At 71.3% G+C, this 19,659-nt stretch carries 18 protein-coding genes; 9 read left to right on the top strand and 9 right to left on the bottom strand.

From position 1 onward, the window contains the following. The 4 genes from ACYVPE_RS28085 to ACYVPE_RS28070 all read right to left on the bottom strand — a co-directional run. On the bottom strand, positions 1 to 367 hold a 367-nt coding region (locus ACYVPE_RS28085), incomplete at its 3' end, for an ABC transporter permease family protein (protein ID WP_461036530.1). Continuing rightward, the gene (locus ACYVPE_RS28080; protein WP_461036529.1) at positions 364 to 1,317 is read right to left on the bottom strand and encodes a carbohydrate ABC transporter permease; all 954 of its coding nucleotides are present in this window, start codon (positions 1,315 to 1,317) and stop codon (positions 364 to 366) included. The genes ACYVPE_RS28080 and ACYVPE_RS28085, both read right to left, overlap by 4 nt. Then, positions 1,317 to 2,636, bottom strand: coding sequence for an ABC transporter substrate-binding protein (locus tag ACYVPE_RS28075; protein WP_461036528.1), 1,320 nt, complete (start codon positions 2,634 to 2,636; stop codon positions 1,317 to 1,319). Before ACYVPE_RS28075 ends, ACYVPE_RS28080 begins: the two co-directional genes overlap by 1 nt. 141 nt (positions 2,637 to 2,777) lie before the next feature. Further along, a complete protein-coding gene (locus ACYVPE_RS28070; RefSeq protein WP_461036527.1) occupies positions 2,778 to 2,987 on the bottom strand; it encodes a hypothetical protein in 210 nt (69 codons plus the stop codon). A 327-nt stretch (positions 2,988 to 3,314) separates the two neighbouring features. Between ACYVPE_RS28070 and ACYVPE_RS28065 the strand changes: the two genes are divergently transcribed. From ACYVPE_RS28065 to ACYVPE_RS28055, 3 genes are all read left to right on the top strand, one after another. Then, positions 3,315 to 4,508: a glycoside hydrolase family 6 protein gene (locus tag ACYVPE_RS28065; protein ID WP_461036526.1), complete on the top strand. Its 1,194-nt coding sequence runs from the start codon at positions 3,315 to 3,317 to the stop codon at positions 4,506 to 4,508. Positions 4,509 to 4,805: 297 nt separating this feature from the next. After that, positions 4,806 to 5,720, top strand: coding sequence for a lysozyme (locus tag ACYVPE_RS28060; protein WP_461036525.1), 915 nt, complete (start codon positions 4,806 to 4,808; stop codon positions 5,718 to 5,720). Between the two features lie 77 nt (positions 5,721 to 5,797). Further along, complete coding sequence (locus tag ACYVPE_RS28055) at positions 5,798 to 6,472, top strand: peptidoglycan recognition protein family protein (protein ID WP_461036524.1); 675 nt, start codon at positions 5,798 to 5,800, stop codon at positions 6,470 to 6,472. Here ACYVPE_RS28055 and ACYVPE_RS28050 read toward each other — a convergent pair. Continuing rightward, a complete protein-coding gene (locus ACYVPE_RS28050) occupies positions 6,469 to 6,645 on the bottom strand; it encodes a DUF397 domain-containing protein (protein ID WP_461036523.1) in 177 nt (58 codons plus the stop codon). The genes ACYVPE_RS28055 and ACYVPE_RS28050 overlap by 4 nt on opposite strands. Further along, on the bottom strand, positions 6,642 to 7,478 hold the full coding sequence (locus ACYVPE_RS28045) for a helix-turn-helix domain-containing protein (RefSeq protein WP_461036522.1): 837 nt from the start codon (positions 7,476 to 7,478) through the stop codon (positions 6,642 to 6,644). Before ACYVPE_RS28045 ends, ACYVPE_RS28050 begins: the two co-directional genes overlap by 4 nt. A gap of 166 nt (positions 7,479 to 7,644) precedes the next feature. Between ACYVPE_RS28045 and ACYVPE_RS28040 the strand changes: the two genes are divergently transcribed. After that, complete coding sequence (locus tag ACYVPE_RS28040) at positions 7,645 to 8,067, top strand: ATP-binding protein (RefSeq protein WP_461036521.1); 423 nt, start codon at positions 7,645 to 7,647, stop codon at positions 8,065 to 8,067. 73 nt (positions 8,068 to 8,140) lie between these two features. Then, positions 8,141 to 8,755 carry a dihydrofolate reductase family protein gene (locus ACYVPE_RS28035; RefSeq protein WP_461036532.1) on the top strand — a complete coding sequence of 205 codons (615 nt, stop codon included), beginning with the start codon at positions 8,141 to 8,143 and terminating at the stop codon, positions 8,753 to 8,755. Here the strand turns inward: ACYVPE_RS28035 and ACYVPE_RS28030 are convergent. Both ACYVPE_RS28030 and sigJ read right to left on the bottom strand, forming a co-directional pair. After that, positions 8,694 to 9,920, bottom strand: a complete 1,227-nt coding sequence (locus ACYVPE_RS28030) for an NAD(P)/FAD-dependent oxidoreductase (RefSeq protein WP_461036520.1) — start codon at positions 9,918 to 9,920, stop codon at positions 8,694 to 8,696. The genes ACYVPE_RS28035 and ACYVPE_RS28030 overlap by 62 nt on opposite strands. 103 nt (positions 9,921 to 10,023) lie before the next feature. Beyond that, positions 10,024 to 10,968, bottom strand: a complete 945-nt coding sequence (sigJ, locus tag ACYVPE_RS28025) for an RNA polymerase sigma factor SigJ (protein WP_461036519.1) — start codon at positions 10,966 to 10,968, stop codon at positions 10,024 to 10,026. Between the two features lie 52 nt (positions 10,969 to 11,020). Between sigJ and ACYVPE_RS28020 the strand changes: the two genes are divergently transcribed. After that, positions 11,021 to 12,574 carry an FAD-dependent monooxygenase gene (locus ACYVPE_RS28020; protein ID WP_461036531.1) on the top strand — a complete coding sequence of 518 codons (1,554 nt, stop codon included), beginning with the start codon at positions 11,021 to 11,023 and terminating at the stop codon, positions 12,572 to 12,574. A 27-nt stretch (positions 12,575 to 12,601) separates the two neighbouring features. On the opposite strand, the gene ACYVPE_RS28015 is transcribed toward ACYVPE_RS28020, so the two are convergent. Beyond that, positions 12,602 to 13,651, bottom strand: coding sequence for an LLM class flavin-dependent oxidoreductase (locus ACYVPE_RS28015; RefSeq protein WP_461036518.1), 1,050 nt, complete (start codon positions 13,649 to 13,651; stop codon positions 12,602 to 12,604). Positions 13,652 to 13,911: 260 nt separating this feature from the next. On the opposite strand from ACYVPE_RS28015, the gene ACYVPE_RS28010 reads away from it, so the two are divergent. The 3 genes from ACYVPE_RS28010 to ACYVPE_RS28000 all read left to right on the top strand — a co-directional run bounded on the left by ACYVPE_RS28010 (position 13,912) and on the right by ACYVPE_RS28000 (position 19,652). Then, the gene (locus tag ACYVPE_RS28010) at positions 13,912 to 18,396 is read left to right on the top strand and encodes a DUF6531 domain-containing protein (protein ID WP_461036517.1); all 4,485 of its coding nucleotides are present in this window, start codon (positions 13,912 to 13,914) and stop codon (positions 18,394 to 18,396) included. A 5-nt stretch (positions 18,397 to 18,401) separates the two neighbouring features. Beyond that, positions 18,402 to 18,764 (top strand): hypothetical protein, encoded by a 363-nt coding sequence (locus tag ACYVPE_RS28005; RefSeq protein WP_461036516.1) that lies wholly within the window; start codon positions 18,402 to 18,404, stop codon positions 18,762 to 18,764. Positions 18,765 to 18,836: 72 nt separating this feature from the next. Further along, positions 18,837 to 19,652, top strand: coding sequence for an alpha/beta fold hydrolase (locus tag ACYVPE_RS28000; RefSeq protein WP_461036515.1), 816 nt, complete (start codon positions 18,837 to 18,839; stop codon positions 19,650 to 19,652). The last annotated feature ends 7 nt before the right edge of the window (positions 19,653 to 19,659 follow it).

The following is a 19,659-nucleotide window of genomic DNA, read 5'->3' as shown; positions in this document are numbered from 1 at the left end:
TGCGGGCGACCAGGATCAGCGAGCCGGTGCGGTGCATCCGGAAGCGGCCGACCGCCCAGGCCGCCGGCACCGCGATCAGCGCGGACAGCGCGGTCGACACCCCGCCCACGATCAGCGAGTTGCGCATCGCGCGCGGGATCTCGCTGTCGGAGAGCACCGCGCGGAAGTTGGCCAGGGTCGGTTCGAAGAACAGCCCCACGCTCGGGTCGGTGACCTGCACGTTGGTCTTGAAGGCGGCGGCGAACATCCAGACCACCGGCAGCACGAAGACCAGGCAGACGAGGGCGATGGCGATCCCCCGCAGCCAGCCGAGTGCGCGCCGGCGGCGGAGCCTGGCCCGGGCCGCCATGGCGTCGACGGTGGTCATGCGGACTCCCTTCCGGCGCGGCGGCGCAGCACGAGGACGACGCCGATGATGAAGAGGGTGAACAGGACGAGGACGGCGGAGGCGAGTCCGTACTCCAGGTAGTCGAAGGTGAGGCCGTAGGCGTAGACGTTGAGCGTCTCGACCTCGAAGTCGGAGCCGCCGCCCGGGCCCTTGGTGGCGTACAGCAGGTCGAACGTCTTCAGGGCGTCGACCGAGCGCAGCACCAACGCGGTGGCGAGGGTGGTGGAGAGCATCGGCAGTACGACGTGCCGGAACCGCTGCCAGGCGTTGGCCCCGTCCACGTGGGCGGCCTCCTCCGGCTCCTCCGGCAGGGTGGAGAGGCCGGCGAGGAGCAGCAGCGTCATCATCGGGGTCCACTGCCAGACGTCGATCAGCATCAACGTCGGCAGCGACTGGCTGACGGAGCCCAGGAACTCCTGCGGCGGCAACCCCACCGACTCCAGCAGGTGGTTGGCGATGCCGTTGGTCGGGTCCAGGATCAGCAGCCACAGGATGCCGATCGCCACCGGCGTGGTCAGCAGCGGGACCAGCAGGATCACCCGCACCCACCGCATGCCGCGGAACGCCTTCCGCATCAGCATGGCGAGCGCCAGGCCGAGCACCGTCTCCAGCAGCACGGCACCGACGGTGAACACCACCGTGCGCCGCACGGCCGGCCAGAACCGCCGGGTGTCGCCCAGCGCGTCGCCGAAGTTCTGGAATCCGATGTGCTCGCGGCCGGAGTTGACGGCGCCAAACGCGTCGCTGAAGGCCAGGTCGAGGGTGAAGAGCAGCGGAAAGACGATCATCGAGCCGACGAAGAGCAGCGCCGGCGCCAACATCGCCCACTTGAGCCGCCGGTTGGCCTGCTCGAACGAGCGCGGCCGGCGCCCCGCGCGCCCGTCTTCGCGGGCCGGTCGCTGCCGGGGCGTGGTCTGGAGGGTGGTCATCAGATCCCCCGGTGGCGGTTGTCGCGGACGAGGAAGTCGGCGAACTCGGCGTCCGCGTCCCGGGCGACGGGCTCCACCTCCTGGCCGAGCACCGCGGCCACCAGGGGCCGGCCCACGATGTCGCGGGCGCGGCCGACCTGGAGCACCTCGGGCCGGTCGTGGTCCACGCCGCGTTCGGCGCCGATCCGCATCGTCTCGGCGAGTTCGGGTGGGAACGCGCCGAGGGTGTCGCTGTCCGCCCAGGCCGAGGCCCGGGCGCCGGGTATGCCATCGGCCTGGATCCGGGCGACCATCTCGGGGCTCGTGGCCCAGCGGACGAACTCCCAGGCGTCGTCGCGGAGCAGCGAGAACGCGTTGATGGACAGCGACCAGGAGGGGATGTTGTAGCCGAGCGCGCCGGCCGGGCCCGCGGGGAAGGGCGCGAAGCCGATGGTGTCCTGGACGGTGGAGATCGTGGGGTCGAGGAAGTTGGTGTAGATGGCGTCGGCGTCGATGTAGAAGGCGGCCTTGCCCTGGGCGAAGATCGGCATGGCCTGTTCCAGGGTCATGTTGGTGACGCCCGGCGGGCCGGTGCGCTCCAGCAGTTCGCCGTAGTACCGGTAGGCGGCGATCGCCTCGTCGCTCGCGATGGCGGAGCGGTCGTCGACGGTGAAGTCGCCGCCGAACGAGTAGAGGAAGCTCGACCACTGGCTGACCGCGCCGTTGCGCTGCCCGCGCCCGACGTAGCCGAAGAAGTCGTTGGGCCGGTCGGCCAGTTCCAGGGAGACCGCCATCAGCTCGTCCAGGGTGGCCGGCGCCCCGCCGAGGTCGGCGACCAGGTCCCGGCGGTAGTAGAGCGCCGGCCGCTCGGTCACCACCGGGACGCTCACCACCCTGTCGTCGACGGTGCAGCGCTGGCGTGGCGCTTCCTGGAAGTCCGACCAGTCGTAGTCACGGTCGCCGGTCACCAGGTCGGTGAGGTCGGCGACCCAGTCGTTGTGGGCGAAGAGCAGCAGGTCCTGGAGCGGCCGCAGCATCATCACGTCGATGTCGGTGGCGGACGCGTTGAGCTTGACGTTGTAGCTGTTGCCCAGCTGGTCGGCGGTGAGGATCGACATGACGACCCGGCGGCCGACGAGTTCCTCGAACTCGCCGAAGTACTCCCTGATCGCCTCCGCCCAGACGTGGTTGTTGGCGACGATCCGCAGCGGCGCGTCCGGGGACGCGGTGTCGGCTCGGCCGGCGCACCCGGCGACCGTCAGTCCGCCGGCGGCCGCGGTGGCCGCGGCGGCCAGTCCCCCGAAGGCGCGCCGGCTCAACGGCCGGCTGTTGGTGGACATCGTTGTCCTCGACCTCCCTACCGTGCCCCGCCGCCGAGGCGACACTCCGTGTCCAAGGCCGTTCGGTGCGACGGGGATTGAGGCCGACCGGCGCGGAACGTCTGCCCAGCTCACGCCGGGTCATGCGGCCGCGCGATCATGTCACGGAGGTGGCGGGGACTCGTCACGCTCGGCGACGGAAGCCGTCCCGCTCAGCCGGGCCACGTCCGCCAGGACCCGGTCGCGGACGTGGTGGACCAGCCTGGCGAGGTCGGCGCAGCCGGCGCAGGTGCGCGACAGGCCGGCGGCGCCGCGCTGCCGGGCCACGACGCCGGGCAGCAGGCGCGCTTCGTCGAACGCGTTGTGGAACACGTCGAGGCCCGGCCGGGACCGGAACCGTCTCGTGCCAGCGGTCGAAGATCGGAATCAGCCGGTCGGCGTAGCCGTGCCGCCCTCCCGCCGGTCCCACCCGGCGGTGGCGCCGCCGTTCGACGAGCGGGGTGCCCCTTTGGCATGGTAAATGTTTCGTTTGGGGCGGGAACACCCATCCGGGCGAGTGCCCGCCACGGCCGGCGATTCCCATTGACGGCGCGTCAGCAGCCGCGCAATGATCGGCGCCAGCGATCGGCACGCGGGGGCGGGGAACCATCGTCGATATCAGGCCCGAGTGTCCACGGGCCAGTGAGAGGATCCCGGCTCGTGCGTCTTCCCAAGGCCCCTGATTTCCGCCGCCCGCCGCTCCCCCGCTCCCGGATCCTGCTCGGCGCCTCGCTCGCGGGGGTACTGACCCTCGGTACCGGGGCGATCGTGGCGACCGTCGGCGCCGTCGGTCCCGACGAGCCCGGGTCGCCAGGGCCCTCGCCGCTGGCCCGCTCCTCCTCGCTGCCGTCCGATCCCGAGGAGTCGATGAGCCCGCCGGACCCCGAGGAGGGCATGGTGCCGACGTCGCCCGCCCCCGACGAGGGCGGCGCCGAGGACGACGAGGCCGACCGGGACGCCGACGCGGGCGCCGACCGGGACGACGCCGAACAGGCCCCGTCCTCCGTCGAGTTCTTCTCGGACCCGACCGACCAGATCCGGCAGTGGATCGCCGACAACGGGGGCGACGGCCGCCGGCAGCTGCTGGTCGACCGGATAGCGAGTCAGCCGCTCGGCATCTGGTTCACCCACGACCGGGACGTGACCGCCAGGGTCCGCGACGTCACCACGGCCGCCGCGGCGGCCGGCGAGGTGCCCGTCATGGTCAGCTATCTGCTGCCGGGCCGCGACTGCGGCGGCGCATCCTCGGGGGGCGTGCCCGACCTGGCGAGCTACGACGCCTCGATGGCGAACTTCGCCGCCGGCCTGGGTGACGACCCGGCCGTGATCGTCCTCGAACCCGACTCGATCGCCCTGGCCGACTGCCTCTCGGAAGACCAGCGCGACGCCCGCTTCGCGGCGCTGAACCGCGCGGCCGAGGCGATCCACGACGCCAACCCGCGCGCCACGGTCTACTTCGACGGCGGCCACTCCAACTGGCACTCCCCCGCCGACATGGCCTCCCGGCTGGCGGCCGCCGGCGTGCTGGAGAACGGCGACGGCATCGCCACCAACATAGCCAACTTCCGTGCCACAGGCCCCGAGACCGACTACGCGAAGCAGATCCTGGCCGAGCTCGGCGAGGAGCGGCTGCGGGCGGTCATCGACACCAGCCGGAACGGCAACGGTCCGCTCGGCGACGAGTGGTGCGACCCGGCCGGCCGCCGGCTCGGCCAGACCCCCACCACCGAGACGGGTGATCCCGCCATAGCGGCCTATCTGTGGATCAAGCCCCCTGGCGAGGCCGACGGCTGCGCCGCCCAAGCCGGCACGTTCTCGCCCGACCTCGCCTTCGAACTGGCCGGCGGCAACTGACGGTCAGCTTTTCCAGGCGCGAAAGTTCCCGGAGTCTACGCCCGTTGCCCCAGGTCAAAGCCACTTTCACCGGTATGGACCACAGAGTGATCCCGAACCCCCTTTACCTGTCAGGGGTTTGTATGCGTCACTGATGACGCGCTCACGCCAACACAGGGAGCGCACACCCCCACGAACCCCCACACAGAATGCTCAACGGCTCCGCCGATCAGCCCGGTTCACTCCCGGCGGGCCGTCTCTCCGCGCTGTGGCACATACACCCCCACACATCTCGCAACGTGCCAGGAGGTAGCAAGTATGAAGTCCCGCCGTTCCCGGTCCCGCAGACCGCGCCTGGGCCGACTGACGCTCGGCGGCGTGCTCGCCGCGACCCTCGCCCTGCTGATCACGCCCATGGGCACCGCCGCCGCGGCCGACACCGTGCCCCCGGCCGGCGAGCCCACCGAACTCTCGGTGGGCCAGCTGCGACATGGCCAGGCGTTCATGGGCGCCGGCGAACTCGCCCACGAGGGCGGCGCCATCGCCGAGGACACGGACACCATCGTCCCGCTCGCCCCGACCGACGGCGTCCAGGGCATCGACGTCTCGCGCTGGCAGGGCAGCATCAACTGGACCTCGGTCCGCAACGCCGGCATCCAGTTCGCCTGGATGAAGGCCACCGAGGGCACCACCTACCGGGACCCGAACTTCAACGCGAACTACCCTGCCGCCCACGGCGCCGGGGTCATCCGCGGCGCGTACCACTTCGCGCTGCCGAACGCGTCGAGCGGCGCCACCCAGGCGAACTTCTTCGCCTCCAACGGCGGCGCCTGGTCCCGCGACAACCTGACGCTCCCCGGCGTCCTGGACATCGAGTCCAACCCCTACGGCGCCCAGTGCTACGGCCTGTCCACCTCGCAGATGCGGACGTGGATCCAGGACTTCTACAACACCTACAAGTCGCGGACCAGCCGCGACGTGGTGATCTACACCTCCCCCAGCTGGTGGAACACCTGCACCGGCAGCTGGAGCGGCATGGCCAGCCAGAGCCCGCTGTGGGTGGCGCACTGGACCACCGCCAACAGCCCCACCCTGCCCGGCGGGTTCGGGGTCCACACGGTCTGGCAGTACACCAGTACCGGCTCGGTGAGCGGCATCTCGGGCAACGTCGACCGCGACCAGTTCAACGGTTCACGGGATCGGCTGCTCGCCCTGGCGAACAACACCGCGTAACGCACACCACGGAGGGGCCGGCGACCACCGGCCCCTTCGTCGTTTCCCCCCACACGCCTCCGCCCGAAGGAGCCATCGTGTCCGGTTCCCGCCCCACCCGCCGCAGCGTCCTCCTCGCGACCACCGCCGGCCTCGTCGCCGGCACCGCCACGGCCTCCATGGCCGGCACGGCCAACGCCGCCGCCCCCACGGCGACGGCCGCCGTCGAACCCGACATCGACAGCACGGCCGCCTGGGGCGCGCGCCCCAACCGGGGCACCATCAACGTGCTCAGCAACCGGCCGAACAAGATCATCGTGCACCACACGGTGAGCGACAACACCAACGACTTCTCGCGCGCCCAGGCCCACTCGCACGCCCACTGGGTCCAGGGCCTGCACATGGACGACAACGGCTGGATCGACACCGGCTACCACTTCCTGGTCAGCCGCGGCGGCTGGATCACCGAGGGCCGCCACGAGAGCCTGCGCACCCTCACCGCCGGCAACGGCCTCGTCCTCGGTGCCCACACCTCGGGCCAGAACTACGACGCCATCGGCATCGCCAACGAGGGCGCCTACCACGACGGGGCGACCCCGCCCACGGCCCAGTGGGAGGTCCTGGTGACGCTCTGCGCCTACGTCTGCCAGCAGTACGGCATCGTGCCGACGCAGCTCTACGGCCACATGGACTTCAACTCCACGCAGTGCCCTGGCATCTTCCACGACATGCTGCCCCGGTTGCGCACCGAGGTCGCGGACGCGATGCGCTAACGCACCTGACCGAGGAAGGCGGCCCACTGCCGCCGGCCGAACCGAAGCCGCGGCCCCGCCGGGCGCTTGGAATCCCGCACCAGCACCCGCGCGGGCACCGCGACCTCGACGCAGTCACCGCCGCCGGATCCACTGTGACTGCTCTTGAACCAGGCGAGTTGTTCGGAATTCATTGCTCTCCTGCCGCGCGTTCGATGAGTCGCGCAGACTCCTCGGCGTTCAGGGCCTGCGAGCGCAGCTTGCCATATCGCAACCCGAAGGCGCTGACATCTCCCGGAGCGGTGACGAGCGTTCCGACCTCCTGGGACTCGACGTAGCCGACCCGCCGATGCTTCGAGGTCTCCAACAGGACCATCGGACCGTTGAGACCCGGGTGCGGCCCGATCATGGCGGGCATCACCTGGACCACGACGTTGCGCTGCTTCTGCGCCTCCAGCAGGCGTTCGCACTGTCCACGCATCAGGTCCGCGCCGCCGATGGGGTTGTGCAGCACGGACTCGCCGATGATGAAACAGAGATCGGCCATCGGCACCCTGGTGAGCAGTTTCTGTCGCGCCAGGCGCGCTTCGACACTCAACTGCACCATCTCGTCGTCGAGTGGCGGGCAGTGGTTCATGAACAGCGTTCGCGCGTAGTCCTCGGTCTGTAGCAGCCCCGGGATCAGCAGCGGGTCGTACGAGAAACGGCTCACCGCCTCGATCTCATGCGCCGCGAAGTCCTGGAAGAAGCGCGGCAGTCGCGCCAGATCCACATCGTCCTGAAGCGCCTTCAACACGCCGCCGGTCTTCAGGACCCGCTCCGCGGCGTCCGTGAAGGACTCCTTCGCCGGCCTGCGGCCCTGCTCGATGGACGCCACCTGCTCCAGCGAGTACCCGACGGCGTCGGCGAGTTGCTGCTGGTTCAGCTTGGCCCGCTCGCGGAAGAGTTTCAGCAGCTTCCCGTACCCGACCCAGATGGCCGGGCGCTCGTCGTCGGCGTTCCGTGTCTTCGGACGGTTGGTTCCCATGCACATCAGTCCCCGGTGTCTCGACGTACGCTGGCATATCAACGCCATCCGGCACACCACGGTCACGGCCGGCGACCCGTACAGAATCGGGGCCGACCCGTACAGGCCCACGTGAGACGAGACCACAGTCTGGTCACTCACGATGCGCGACGGGACGGTTACTCACGTGAAGACGCAACACACAGACGCCGTCCGTTCGTTCAGGGTCCAGCTCAGCTCCTCGCGCCGTGGCGCGCGGCTCGCCCGGCTGCTCGTCGTGCGGCAGCTCGACCGGTGCGGGATCGAGCGGACGACGCCCACGTCGTTCGCCGTCGCGACCATCACGGCCGAGCTGGCCGCCAACGCCGTCACCCACGGCCGCACGCCAGGGCGGGACTTCGCGCTGAGTCTCGCGCTCGGTCCCTCCCTGGTGCGGGTCGAGGTGCGGGACACCAGGCCCGACCGGCTGCCGCCGGCGGACGCCCCCCGGTCGTCCGCCGACGCCCTCGGCGGGCGTGGGCTGCTGGTGGTGGACGGGCTCGCGAGCCGGTGGGGGTGCGTGGTGCCCAATGCCCACACCAAGTACGTCTGGGCCGAGGTGGACCGATGAGTTCTCGGGTGGCGCGTGGTCTGCACCGTGCCGGGGCGGCAGGCGCCCCGGTGGCGTGGAAGGACGGTGCGTGGTGAAGGTGGTTCTGCAGGAGTTTCTGTCGCTGGACGGCGTGTCGCAGGGGCCCGGGTCCCCGGAGGAGGACCCGAGCGACGGGTTCACGCGGGGAGGCTGGCTCGTCCCCCACCTGGACGAGGAGTTCCTGCGGATCGTCACCGGCTGGCTCGACGAGGTGGACGCGTTCCTGTTCGGGCGCCGCACCTACGTCAACTTCGCACGCGACTGGCCGCAGATGGACGACCCGGACGACCCCGCCGCCAGCAAGCTCAACGGCCTGCCCAAGTACGTCGCCTCACAGACGCTGACCGAGGCCACCTGGGAGCCGACCACGATCCTGTCAGGCGATGTACCGGCTCAGGTGGCCGAGTTGCGGCGGCGGCCGGGGCGGGAGTTGCACATCCACGGCAGCGCCCGCCTCGGCGGTTCGCTGCTGGCCGCCGGGTTGGTCGACGAGGTGCGGCTGATGATCGCTCCGGTGGTCGTCGGCAGCGGCCGCCGGCTCTTCCCGGACGGCGGGGCGCCGTCCGGGCTGCGGCTGCTGAGCAGCGAGACGACGCCGAGCGGGGTCACGGCCCAGGTGTACGAGCCGACGGGGCAGCCTCGGTACGGGACGTACCAGCAGCCGTAGGGGTGGACGTCACGACGCGGCGGCGCCGGGTCGGCATCCCGAGCGTCGGGTTGGCGACCCCCCAGGCGGCGGCCTTGCAGATCATCTCCTTGTAGACGGCGGCCTTCCGTCCGGTCAGCACCGTGGAGAGGGAGACGTCGTCGGCGGTGACGCGCTGGATCAGGGCCTCCTTGCGGCCGAGTGAGATGCACTGGTTGAAGTACCTGAGGAGCTTGGTGCCCGGGAGCTTTCCCCCGGTCAGGCGCGCCGCGATGGAGTCGGCTGCCAGCCAGGCGGTGGGCGTGCCCGAGGCGCACGACATCCGCAGCGGCTTGTCGCCGGCGCCCATCACCATGGCCGCGTCGCCGATGGCGTACACCTCCGGGTGCGAGACCGACCGCATGGTGCTGTCGGCCACGATCTGGCCGGTGTCGGTGACCTCCAGGGCGGTGGCCTGCGCGATCGGGTGGACGGCGAAGCCCGTGGTCCACACGGTGACCGCGGCCGGGATGGGCTCGCCCTCGGCGGTGCTGACGTAGTCGGCCCGGACGGCGGTGACCTCGGTGTGCTCGCACACGTCGATGCCGAGCCCCTCGAAGACGTTCCGCAGGTGCCGGCGGCCCTTGGGGGCGAGCCAGTCGCCGAGTCCGTCGCGGGCGGCGAGGGAGACGTCGAGGTCAGGGCGGGCCTCGGCGATCTCGGTCGCCGCCTCCAGGCCGGTGAGGCCGCCGCCGACGACGACCAGTGGCTGCCCGGGGGGCAGGTCGGACAGGGCGGCGCGCAGCCGCAGCGCTCCCGGGCGGCTGGCGATCTCGTGCGCGTGCTCGGCGGTGCCGGGAACGCCCTGGTCGTTCCAGCGGCTGCCGAGGGCGTAGACGAGGGTGTCGTACGTCAGCTCCTCGACGCCGCCTTCGTCGAGGACCGAGACGGTACGGCGGTCGACGTCGATCCCGGTCACCTCCGCCAGCCTCAGTCGCACTCCGGTGCCCTTGAAGATCTCGGCGAGGGGACGGTGCTTGAGGACCTGACCGACCGCCACCTGGTGCAGGCGGACGCGCTCGACGAAGTCCGGCTCGGCGTTGACGAGGGTGATGGCGACGTCCTTGCCGCGCAGCCGCTTGGCCAGGCGTCCGGCCGCCGAGGCTCCGGTGTAGCCGGCTCCGAGGACGATGATGCGATGCTGCATTTCCCTGCTCCTGTCTCGCGGGGGTTCGCCACCTGAACCGGGCGGCCCGCCGTTTCCTGACAGGAGCAGGGTGTGAAGCAGCTCACATCGGGGTCGGTCGGGGTCAGAAGGCGTGGAGCAGGGGCTCCCCGTGGTCGGTGGCGGCCCACACTTCGGTCGCGCGTTCGAGCTTGTCGGGGTTGACCTGGGTGCGGATGGCGGCGAGTCCTTCGGTGGTGACCTCCAGGCACAGGACGCCGATGACCCGGCCGCCGACGACGGCCACGACCGCGGGGCCGCCGTTGGCGGTGGTGGCGTAGACCTCGGCCGAGCCGCCGATGAGGGCGCGCTTGGCCTCGCCTGGCTTGAACAGGCCCCACAGGAACTTCGCGACCACCGTGGCGCCCTCCCATGCCTTGGCGCGGGCCGGGATCTTCCCGCCGCCGTCGCCGATCGCGATGGCGTCCTCGGTGAGCAGCCGCACGAGTGGCTCGGTCCGGCCGCTGGTGGCGGCCGCCAGGAACTCCTCGACGACCCGCCGGGCGGCGGCCTCGTCGATCTCGACGCGGGTCTTGCCGCCCGCGACGTGCCGCTTGGCGCGGTGCAGGGTCTGCTGGCTGGCGGCCTCGGTGATGCCGAGGATCTCGGCGATCTCCCGGTGCGGGTAGTCGAACGCCTCCCGCAGCACGTACACCGCCCGCTCGTTGGGGGCGAGCCGCTCCAGGAGGGTCAGCACCGCGTACGAGACCGCCTCGCGCTGCTCCGCCGTGTCGGCGGGGCCGAGCATCGGGTCCCCGGCGAGCAGCGGCTCGGGGAGCCACTGACCCACATAGGTCTCGCGCCGGGAGCGGGCCGAGGTGAGCTGGTTGAGGCACAGGTTGGTGAGGACCTTCGTCAGCCAGGCCGCGGGCACCTCGATCCGCTGGACATCGGCTGCCTGCCAGCGCAGGAACGTCTCCTGCACGGCGTCCTCGGCCTCGCTCGCGGAACCGAGCAGGCGATAGGCGATGGCCGCCAGCCGCGGTCTGGCGGCCTCGAACCGGTCCACGTCGTCCGTCGTCAGGGGCATGACTCGATCCTAGGCAGCGTGGTCGGTTGCCAGCGACAGTCGGGTGCGGAAGATGGGTCGGGTGGACGTCACGGTGTTGATCGTCGGTGCCGGGCCCGTCGGGCTCACGGCCCGGGCGCTGCTCGAGCGCTGGGGCGTGCGGACCCTGCTGGTGGAGCGGCACGGCGAGCTGTCGCCCTTCCCCCGGGCGCGGCTGGCCAATGTGCGGTCGATGGAGGTCTTCCGCCAGCTCGGGCTCGACGCCGCCGTCAGGGCGCGCGCGTTCGCGCCCGAGTACGGCCGGATCCGCTTCCGCGACAGCCTGCGCGACCAGGACTTCGCCACGGCGGCGATGGTCGGGATCAACGGCCCGGTGCCGGAGAGCCCGGTGATCGGCGTGGTCACCTCGCAGGATCGGCTGGAACCCGTCCTGCTCGCCGCGGCGGACGCGCCGGTGCGCTTCGGGTGCGAACTCGTCGGGCTGGCGGAGGAGACCGACGGCGTGGTGGCCCGCCTCGTCGACCGCCGGAGCGGCGAGGAGTTCCGGGTCGGGGCCCGCTGTCTGCTCGCCGCCGACGGCGCCGGCTCCACCGTGCGGGAGTCGCTGGGGATCGGGACCGAGGGCCCGGGGGCGATGGCGGACTTCACCACCGTCGTGTTCGACGCCGATCTCGACCGCTGGTGCGCCGACCAGCCGGCCGGGGTCTACTTCACCGCGCACGGACTGTTCGCGCCGCTCTACCCGGAGGGCGGCTGGGCCTGGTTCGCGCCCACCCCCGAGGACGCCGAGCACGTCGACTGGGCCGCGCTCGTCTCGCGTGCCCTCGGCGTCGGCGCCGAGGTGTCGCGGGTTCAGCACTGGGTGATGAACGCGTTCGTCGCCGAACGCCTGCGCCACGGACGGATCCTGCTGGCCGGCGACGCCGCCCACGCGATCCCGATCGTCGGCGGCCTCGGGATGAACGCCGGCATCGCCGACGTGCACAACCTCTGTTGGAAACTGGCGGGCGTGCTCCAGGGATGGGCCGGGCCAGGGCTGTTGGACAGCTACGAGCCGGAGCGCCGGCCCGTCGCCCACCGCACCCTCCGTCAGGCAGTGGCCAACACCCAGCTCATGCTCGACGTGCAGAACCGGCGCCGCGAACAGCTGGAGGCCGAAGACGCGGCACCGACCCGAGTCGAACTGCCCTGGTCCGACCGGTACTTCGCCCAGCTCGGCCTGGTGCTCGGCGTCGCCTACCGCTCGGGAGCGGTCCTCGCGGGCGACGAGATCCCGCCCGCCGAAAGCGGCACGGAGTACGTCCCCACCGCGGCGCCCGGCCATCGCATGCCGCACCTCCTGCTGGCCCCCGACCGCTCCACGCTCGACGCACTCGGCGAGTGGTTCACACTGTTCACCCCGGATCCCACCCGCTGGGAACGACAGCCCACCGGGCCGTGGCCGCTGCGCGTCGAGAGACTCCCGACCCGGTACGCCGACCTCTGCGACACCGGCCCACACGGAGCCCTCCTCGTCCGCCCCGACGGCCACGTCGGCGCCCGATTGAACGGCGACGCCTCACTGCGCGACACCCTCGGCACGATCACCGGGCGCTCCCCCGGGGACACCGATCGGAAGCCGGGGTGAGCCCGGCCCCCGACCGGGCGGCGGTCGTCAGGCCAGGGCCGGCATCAGGTGGTCGTGGATCAGGCGGAGTTGGGTGTCGACGTCCGCGGCCTCGATGAGGTCGCGGCCGGTGAAGGCGCGGACCAGGCCGCGGTCGGTGATGGCGCAGATCAGGTGGTTGACGCCGGCCGGGGCCAGCTCGGTCCTGATCTTCGCCAGGCACTCGTCGGGGGTGCCGGCGATGGAGAGGCGGTCGGCGATCTCGGGGGTGGTCAGCTCGATGCCGCGGGCCAGGTCGCCGGCGGCGATGGCATCGATGATCGGGGCCAGTTCCTCGGGGTCGACGCCGTTGCGGCGTAGCTGTTCGGCGGGCATGGAGGAGGCGTAGATGCCGACCATGCTGCGGGCCGCCTCCTTGGCGACCGAGGAGTCGGGGCCGGTGGCGAAGACGACCCAGGCGCCGATGTCGAGGGTGCGCCAGTCCTTGTTGGCGCGTTCGGCGCCGGCGCGGAGGTGGGTGACGGCGTAGTCGTACGCCTCGCGCGTGTAGCTGAGGGCGTGGTGGCAGCCGTCGGAGAGCTCGCCCGCGGCCTCGATCGAGCGTGGGCCGCGCATGGCGCCGAGCATCAGCGGCAGCCGCCGCTGGACGGGGCGGGCGAAGGTGAAGAGGCCGTCGTAGGTGTAGAAGTCGCCGCGGTGGGTGATGGCGCCGTCGTCGAGCAGGGTGCGGACGACGTGCAGGGCCTCCTTGACGCGGGTGAGCGGGCGGGTCTTGGCCCAGTCCATGCCGTACTGGGCGAGCAGGCCGAAGTTGCCGCTGGAGAGCACGCCCTCGGCCCGGCCGTCGGACAGCTCGTCGAGGGTGGCGAGGGACTGGGCGATGAGGCTCGGCTCGCGGAGCGTCACCGGGGAGACGCTGGGCCCGAGGCGTATGCGGCTGGTCTGGCCGGCCGCGACGGCGAAGAGCTGCCAGAGGTCCTTGTGCCAGGTCTCGTCGGCGGCGTAGCAGGCGTGGAAGCCGAGCTCGTCGGCGAGGCGGATGGAGGCCAGGGAGTCGCGCAGCGGGTAGTCGGGGAGCATGGCGTAGCTGATCTTCATGGGCACCACCGGGTCCGGTACGGATGTGTGTGCGGAGTGCTACTCGGAGCACTTTCCGGGCTGTTGATACGGAAAACCGCCGTCGCGAGGACCTCCTCGGTCTCACCACGTCACCCTTTCCGAGGTCGCGTCGGTTGTGACACATCCGCTATGGAATCGCGGGCCGCCATTCCCTAACGTGAACGGATCGCGCGATCTGATCATGGCTAGACGCAGGGGTGTGGGGGATGGGGCGGCCGTCTGACTGGAGTCCGGTCGACATGGACTCGGACCCGACTCCGGGTGACCCGGAGCAGGTTCGAACGCTGGCGGACGAGCTTCAGACGTTCGCGGACGATGTCGGCGAGGCGCTGGGCCGGGTACGGGGGATGTCCGAGGACCGGGCCGTCATGGACTGGGCGGGGTTGTCGGCCGAGGCGTTCAGGTCGGAGTTCGACGGAGTGCCGGGGAATCTGGAGAAGCTCCAGACGTCGTACGACCTGGCGGCGCGGGCGTTGGGGACGTACTGGCCGAAGCTGGAGAACGCCCAGGGCATGGCCGACCGGGCGCTGGACCGGGCCATCGCCGCCCAAGCCGACCTGTCGTCCGCCCAGTCGGCGCTGACCGACGCGCAGGACTGGGTGTCCCGGGCGGGTGACGAGGCCGACCGCCTGGAACGCGAGGGCGAACGCGACGACGTCGAGCCGCCCTCGGAGGCCGACGTCCGAGCCGCCACGCGGGACGCGACCGCGGCCGGCCAGGCGCAGACGGACGCGCAGGGTCAGGTCGACTCCGCCGAGGAGGCACTGTCCGCCGCGCGTGAACTCGCCCGGCAGGCCAAGGAGATGCGCGAGGACGCCGCCCGCGCCTGCTCCGACGAGATCGACGAGGCGTCCGACGCCGGCATCCAGAACCGCCGTTGGTGGGAGGACGCGATCCACTGGGTGTCCGAGAACTGGGACACCATCGTCGAGATCTGCAAGGTCGTCGTCGCCGTCCTCGGCATCGTCGTGATGATCATCGGCGGCCCGCTGGCCTGGGTCGTCCTCGCCGCCGCCCTGGTGGTGCTGGCCGACACCCTCTACGACTACGCCAACGGCCGGGCGTCCCTGTGGGACGTCGCCTTCGCGGCACTGGACTGCATCCCGGGCATGAAGGGCCTCACCACCCTCGGCGGCCTCGCCCGCGGCATGCGCTCCCTCGGCACCATGGGCCTGCGCGGCATGGGGCAGGGCCTGCGGGGCCTGGCCACCCGGGGGCGGACGATGATCGCGGACGGCATGCAGTCCGCCTACGCCCGGGGTCGGAACCTCATCCGCAGTGGCGGCACCGACCCGGTGGACATGGCCACCGGCCACATGTACCTGCCGCAGACCGACCTGACGCTGCCCGGCACTCTCGCGTTCGCCTTCACCCGCCGCCTCCAGTCCGGCTACCGCGCCGGGCGGTGGTTCGGCCCCTCCTGGTCCTCCACCCTCGACCAGCACCTCGAAGTCGACGACCGCGGCGTGGTGTTCCTCGCTGAGGACGGCATGATCCTCGCCTACCCCCACCCCGTGGAGCCGGACGTCCCGGTGCCGCCCCAGGTCGGGCCGCGGTGGCCGCTCACGCTCGCGGTCGGTGGCGGCTACACGCTCACCGACCCGGTCACCGGCCACACCCGGCACTTCAACCACCCCGACGGGCGCGGCGAGTGCCGCCTCCTCGGCATATCCGACCGCAACGGCAACCGCGTCGACATCGACTACGACCCCGAGGGCTCCCCCACCGCGATCCGCCACTCCGGCGGCTACCACCTCACCCTCACCACCCACCTCGGCCGGGTCACCACCCTCGCCCTCGGCGAGACGGTCGTCCGGCGCTACGACTACACCGACGGCAACCTCACCGCCGTCACCAACTCCTCAGGGCTTCCCCTCCGGTTCGGCTACGACGACCGGCTCCGCGTCACCTCCTGGACTGACACCAACCAGCGCACCTACCACTACACCTACGACGACCGGGACCGTTGCACAGCCGAAGGCGGCGAAGCCGGCCACCTCGCCCTCAGCCTGGACTACGAAGGCACCCACCCCGACTGGCCCAACGCCCACGTCACCACCCTCACCACGGCGCAGGGGGCCGTCACCCGCTTCGTCGTCGACGAACGCCACCTCGTCATCGCCGAGATCGACGCCCACGGTTCGGTCCTGCGCAGCGACTACGACTCCCATGGTGGCCTGCTCGCGCGAACCGACCCGCTCGGGCACACCACGCGCTTCGCGTACGACCCGGTCGGGCGCCCGGTCGCCGTGACCCGCCCCGGCGGCGGGACGGTTCACTACCAGTACGGTCCTTCCGGCGAGCCGATCGCCCTCATCAGGCCGGACGGCGTCACCGCCTGGCGGCGGGAGTACGACGCGCGCGGCAACCGCACGTCGGTCACCGACGCCACCGGTGCCACGACGCGGTACACCTACGACGACCGCGGCGGGCTGACGTCGGTCACGGATCCGGCTGGTGCCACCACGCTGGTGCGCTGCGACCCGAGCGGACTGCCGACGGTCATCACCGATCCCCTGGGAAACCAGACCGCGCACCGGTATGACGCCTTCGGACGTCTTCACGAGATCACCGATCCCACGGGCGCCGTGACACGCCTGTGGTGGACGGTCGACGGACAGCTCACCCGAGTCCGCCGCCCGGACGACACCGAGATCTCGCAGGAGTACGACGGCGAGGGCAACCGCGTCCGTCAGACCGACCCCACCGGCCTGGTGACGGCCTACGAGTACGGGCACTTCGACGTGCTCGCCGCCCGAACCGGTCCGGACGGCGCGCGATACGAGTTCGGGTACGACGCGTCGCTGCGGCTGACGAAGGTCAAGGACCCGCGGGGCCTTGCCTGGACCTACGAGTACGACCAGGCGGGATGGCTGCTCGCGGAGACGGACTTCGACGGCCGCCGTGTCGTCTATCGGCGCGACGCGACGGGGCGAGTCGTCGGCCGGACCAACGCGGGTGGTCAGACGGTCGAGTTCGGCCTCGACGCGCTCGGAAGGCTCGCCTCGAAGGTCGCGGACGGCGTGCGAACGGACTTCGAGTACGACGCCGTCGGCAACATGATCCGTGCCGCGAGCCCGACCTGCGAGGTGACCTGGCGACGGGACGTCATGGGGCGGATACTCGCCGAGACGGTCGACGGTAGGACCCTGGCCCTCACCTACGACCAGGCCGGACGCCGAGTCGAACGGACGACACCGAGCGGCGCCCACGCGATCTACGCCTACGACGCCGCCGGCCGGGCCACGGCGCTCGACACCTCGGGTCACCACATCAGGTTCGGTTACGACCAGGCCGGCCGCAGGACGGGCCTGAGCATCGGGGACTCGCTCACGCTCGCGTGGGAGTGGGACGACGCCGGTCGGCTGGCCGAGCAACTGCTCACCTCCTCCGCCGGGCTGGTGCAGCGCCGCACCTACGACTACCGGCCGGACGGCCTGCTGGCCGGAATCGACGACCAGGAGACCGGGGAGACGCGCTTCGATCTGGATCGGACCGGTCGTGTCACGGAAGTGCGGGCCCGGGACTGGTCGGAGAAGTACGCCTACGACGCCAGCGGCAACCAGACGTTCGCGGCGTGGCCCACCGACCACGCCGGCCCCGAGGCGCAGGGAGACCGCGTCTACCGGGGCACCCGGATCACCCGCGCCGGAAGCGTGCGCTACGCGCACGATCAGGTGGGGCGCATCACTTCGCGGCGGCGGATCCGGCTCTCCCGCAAGCCCGACGTCTGGCGCTACCGCTGGGACGCCGAGGACCGGCTCACCTCCGTCATCACCCCGGACGGGACAGTGTGGCGCTACCGGTACGACCCGCTCGGGCGCCGCGTCGCGAAGCAGCGTCTCGCCGCGGACGGCACCTCGGTCGTGGAGGAGGTCCGCTTCACCTGGGACGGCCCGCTGGTCGCCGAGCAGACCACGACGGCCGGGGATCTCGCCCATCCGGTCACGCTGACCTGGGACCACGACGGGCTGCACCCGATCACGCAGACCGAACGCCTCACGGACGCGGCGTCCCAGGAGGAGATCGACAACCGTTTCTTCGCGATCGTCAGCGACCTCGTCGGCACGCCCACCGAACTCGTCGACGAGACCGGCGACGTCGCCTGGCGATCACGCCGGAACCTCTGGGGAATCACCGCCTGGCAGGACAGCGGCACGGCCTATACGCCGCTTCGGTTTCCCGGCCAGTACCACGATCCGGAAACCGGCCTGCATTACAACTACCACCGCTATTACGACCCCGAGACCGCGCGCTACATAACCCAGGATCCGCTCGGCCTCATTCCCGCACCGAATCCCGCCACCTATGTTTCCAACCCCTATTCCTGGGCCGACCCGCTGGGCCTCTCGCCATGCCCGTACAACGTCGCACTCGGAATTCGGGAGAACGGTCTGCGGGAATTCGCGGAGTCAAACAATTTCACGCACTACCTGGACGACTGGCAGACCTGGGAGCACCAGGTATGGTCCGCGACCCGCGATCCCGACATCAACCTGCATGTGGTGATGGACGGTTTCCGCGGGAGTACCCCGGCCGAGCGGTTCATGAACGCGTACCAGAACGGTCTGGACGGCAGATGGTTCGCCACGGAGCGCGAGATGTACCACGTGGGTGAGGCCGTGCGCCGCGAGTATCGCTCGTGGGATAGCATCTCCTTTTACGAGAACGGGCAACGGGTGGACGTGCCCGAGCCCGCCTCGTGGCCAAGGCCGGCATCCTGAAGGTGATGATGAAAGAGATCGCGAACTGGGACAGGAAGTTCCAGGTCTGGCAGTACTCCGTCAGCCACTCGGTGCTGCTGCTGCGCAGTTATCACGCGCAGCAGTACGCGACTCGGATCGATATCGTCTTTCCGAACGTCTCGCTGATGAGGCTGGAGCCGAGTTACGAGCCCCTGGAGATCCACGAGGCCGGTCCTGAGGAGGTCGCCGACCTCCTGGGCGACCGGGTGGGGAAGCCCGACCGCGGCCGGCTCTTCCTGCTCAACCACGGCGCGGGATACGTGCGCGCCGCGGACTGCGCCTGGCACGAGGACCAGGGCGACCACCGGACGCCGTCCCGCTTCGGTCCGCTCCGCGGCACCGACTGAGCTCCCCCACGGGGCGAACGGCCGCTCGGTTAGGGTCGAGGGGTCGTTCCGTGATGCTGTGGGGTGCGAACCATGTCGAGAGCGGTTGCCGGGGACGGGGTGGGCATCGCCTACCAGACCGGTGGGGTCGAGGGCGCCGAGGCGTTGGTGCTGCTGGCCGGGCAGTCCAACAGCCATCACTGGTGGGACGGCGTCAGGGAGGACTTCGAGGAGCGGTTCCGCACGATCACGCTCGACTACCGGGGCACCGGGGCGAGCGACGCGCCGGACGAGCCGTACAGCACCCGGGGCTTCGCCGGGGACGTGGTGGCGGTGCTCGACGCGCTGGGGGTGGCGCGGGCGCACGTGTACGGGACGTCGATGGGCGGGCGGGTCGCGCAGTGGCTGGCGGCCGACCACCAGGACCGGGTGGGGGCGCTGGTGCTCGGCTGCACCTCGCCCGGCGGGGCGCACGGGCACGAGCGGAGCGCCGAGGTGCGGCGGGCGCTGGGCCAGCGGGACCGGCGGGCGGCGGGGCGGGCGCTGCTCGAGCTGATGTACACGCCGGGGTGGCTGGCGGAGCACCGGGGCCCGTACCAGACGGTGGGCGATCCGGCGATGACGGCGTTCGCGCGGCGGCGGCACCTGGCGGCGAGCGCGGAGCACGACGCGTGGGACGTGCTGCCGACGATCAACGCGCCGACGCTGGTGGTGCACGGCACGGACGACGTGTTCAACCCGGCGGCGAACGCGCCGCTGCTCGGGGAGCGGATACCGGGCGCGCGGGTGGAGCTGATCCCGGGGGCGCGGCACGCGTACTTCGAGGAGTTCCGGGAGATCGCCGGGCCGCTGGTGTTGTCGTTTCTGAGCGAGGTGCTTCTGAGTGAGGTGCCGAGCCCGCGCGGGTAGCCTCCTG

Source organism: Streptomyces mayteni, from assembly GCF_054783955.1.
The sequence above is the reverse complement of the archived record's forward strand: the minus strand, read 5'-3'. Positions and strand labels throughout refer to the sequence as shown.

Coding starts and splice junctions, on each gene's coding strand:
- ACYVPE_RS28080 (WP_461036529.1), bottom strand. CDS start 1,317: ATGACCACCCTCCAGACCACGCCCCGGCAGCGACCGGCCCGCGAAGAC.
- ACYVPE_RS28075 (WP_461036528.1), bottom strand. CDS start 2,636: ATGTCCACCAACAGCCGGCCGTTGAGCCGGCGCGCCTTCGGGGGACTG.
- ACYVPE_RS28060 (WP_461036525.1), top strand. CDS start 4,806: ATGAAGTCCCGCCGTTCCCGGTCCCGCAGACCGCGCCTGGGCCGACTG.
- ACYVPE_RS28050 (WP_461036523.1), bottom strand. CDS start 6,645: ATGAATTCCGAACAACTCGCCTGGTTCAAGAGCAGTCACAGTGGATCC.
- ACYVPE_RS28045 (WP_461036522.1), bottom strand. CDS start 7,478: ATGGGAACCAACCGTCCGAAGACACGGAACGCCGACGACGAGCGCCCG.
- ACYVPE_RS28030 (WP_461036520.1), bottom strand. CDS start 9,920: ATGCAGCATCGCATCATCGTCCTCGGAGCCGGCTACACCGGAGCCTCG.
- sigJ (WP_461036519.1), bottom strand. CDS start 10,968: ATGCCCCTGACGACGGACGACGTGGACCGGTTCGAGGCCGCCAGACCG.
- ACYVPE_RS28020 (WP_461036531.1), top strand. CDS start 11,021: ATGGGTCGGGTGGACGTCACGGTGTTGATCGTCGGTGCCGGGCCCGTC.
- ACYVPE_RS28015 (WP_461036518.1), bottom strand. CDS start 13,651: ATGAAGATCAGCTACGCCATGCTCCCCGACTACCCGCTGCGCGACTCC.
- ACYVPE_RS28010 (WP_461036517.1), top strand. CDS start 13,912: ATGGACTCGGACCCGACTCCGGGTGACCCGGAGCAGGTTCGAACGCTG.
- ACYVPE_RS28005 (WP_461036516.1), top strand. CDS start 18,402: ATGATGAAAGAGATCGCGAACTGGGACAGGAAGTTCCAGGTCTGGCAG.
- ACYVPE_RS28000 (WP_461036515.1), top strand. CDS start 18,837: ATGTCGAGAGCGGTTGCCGGGGACGGGGTGGGCATCGCCTACCAGACC.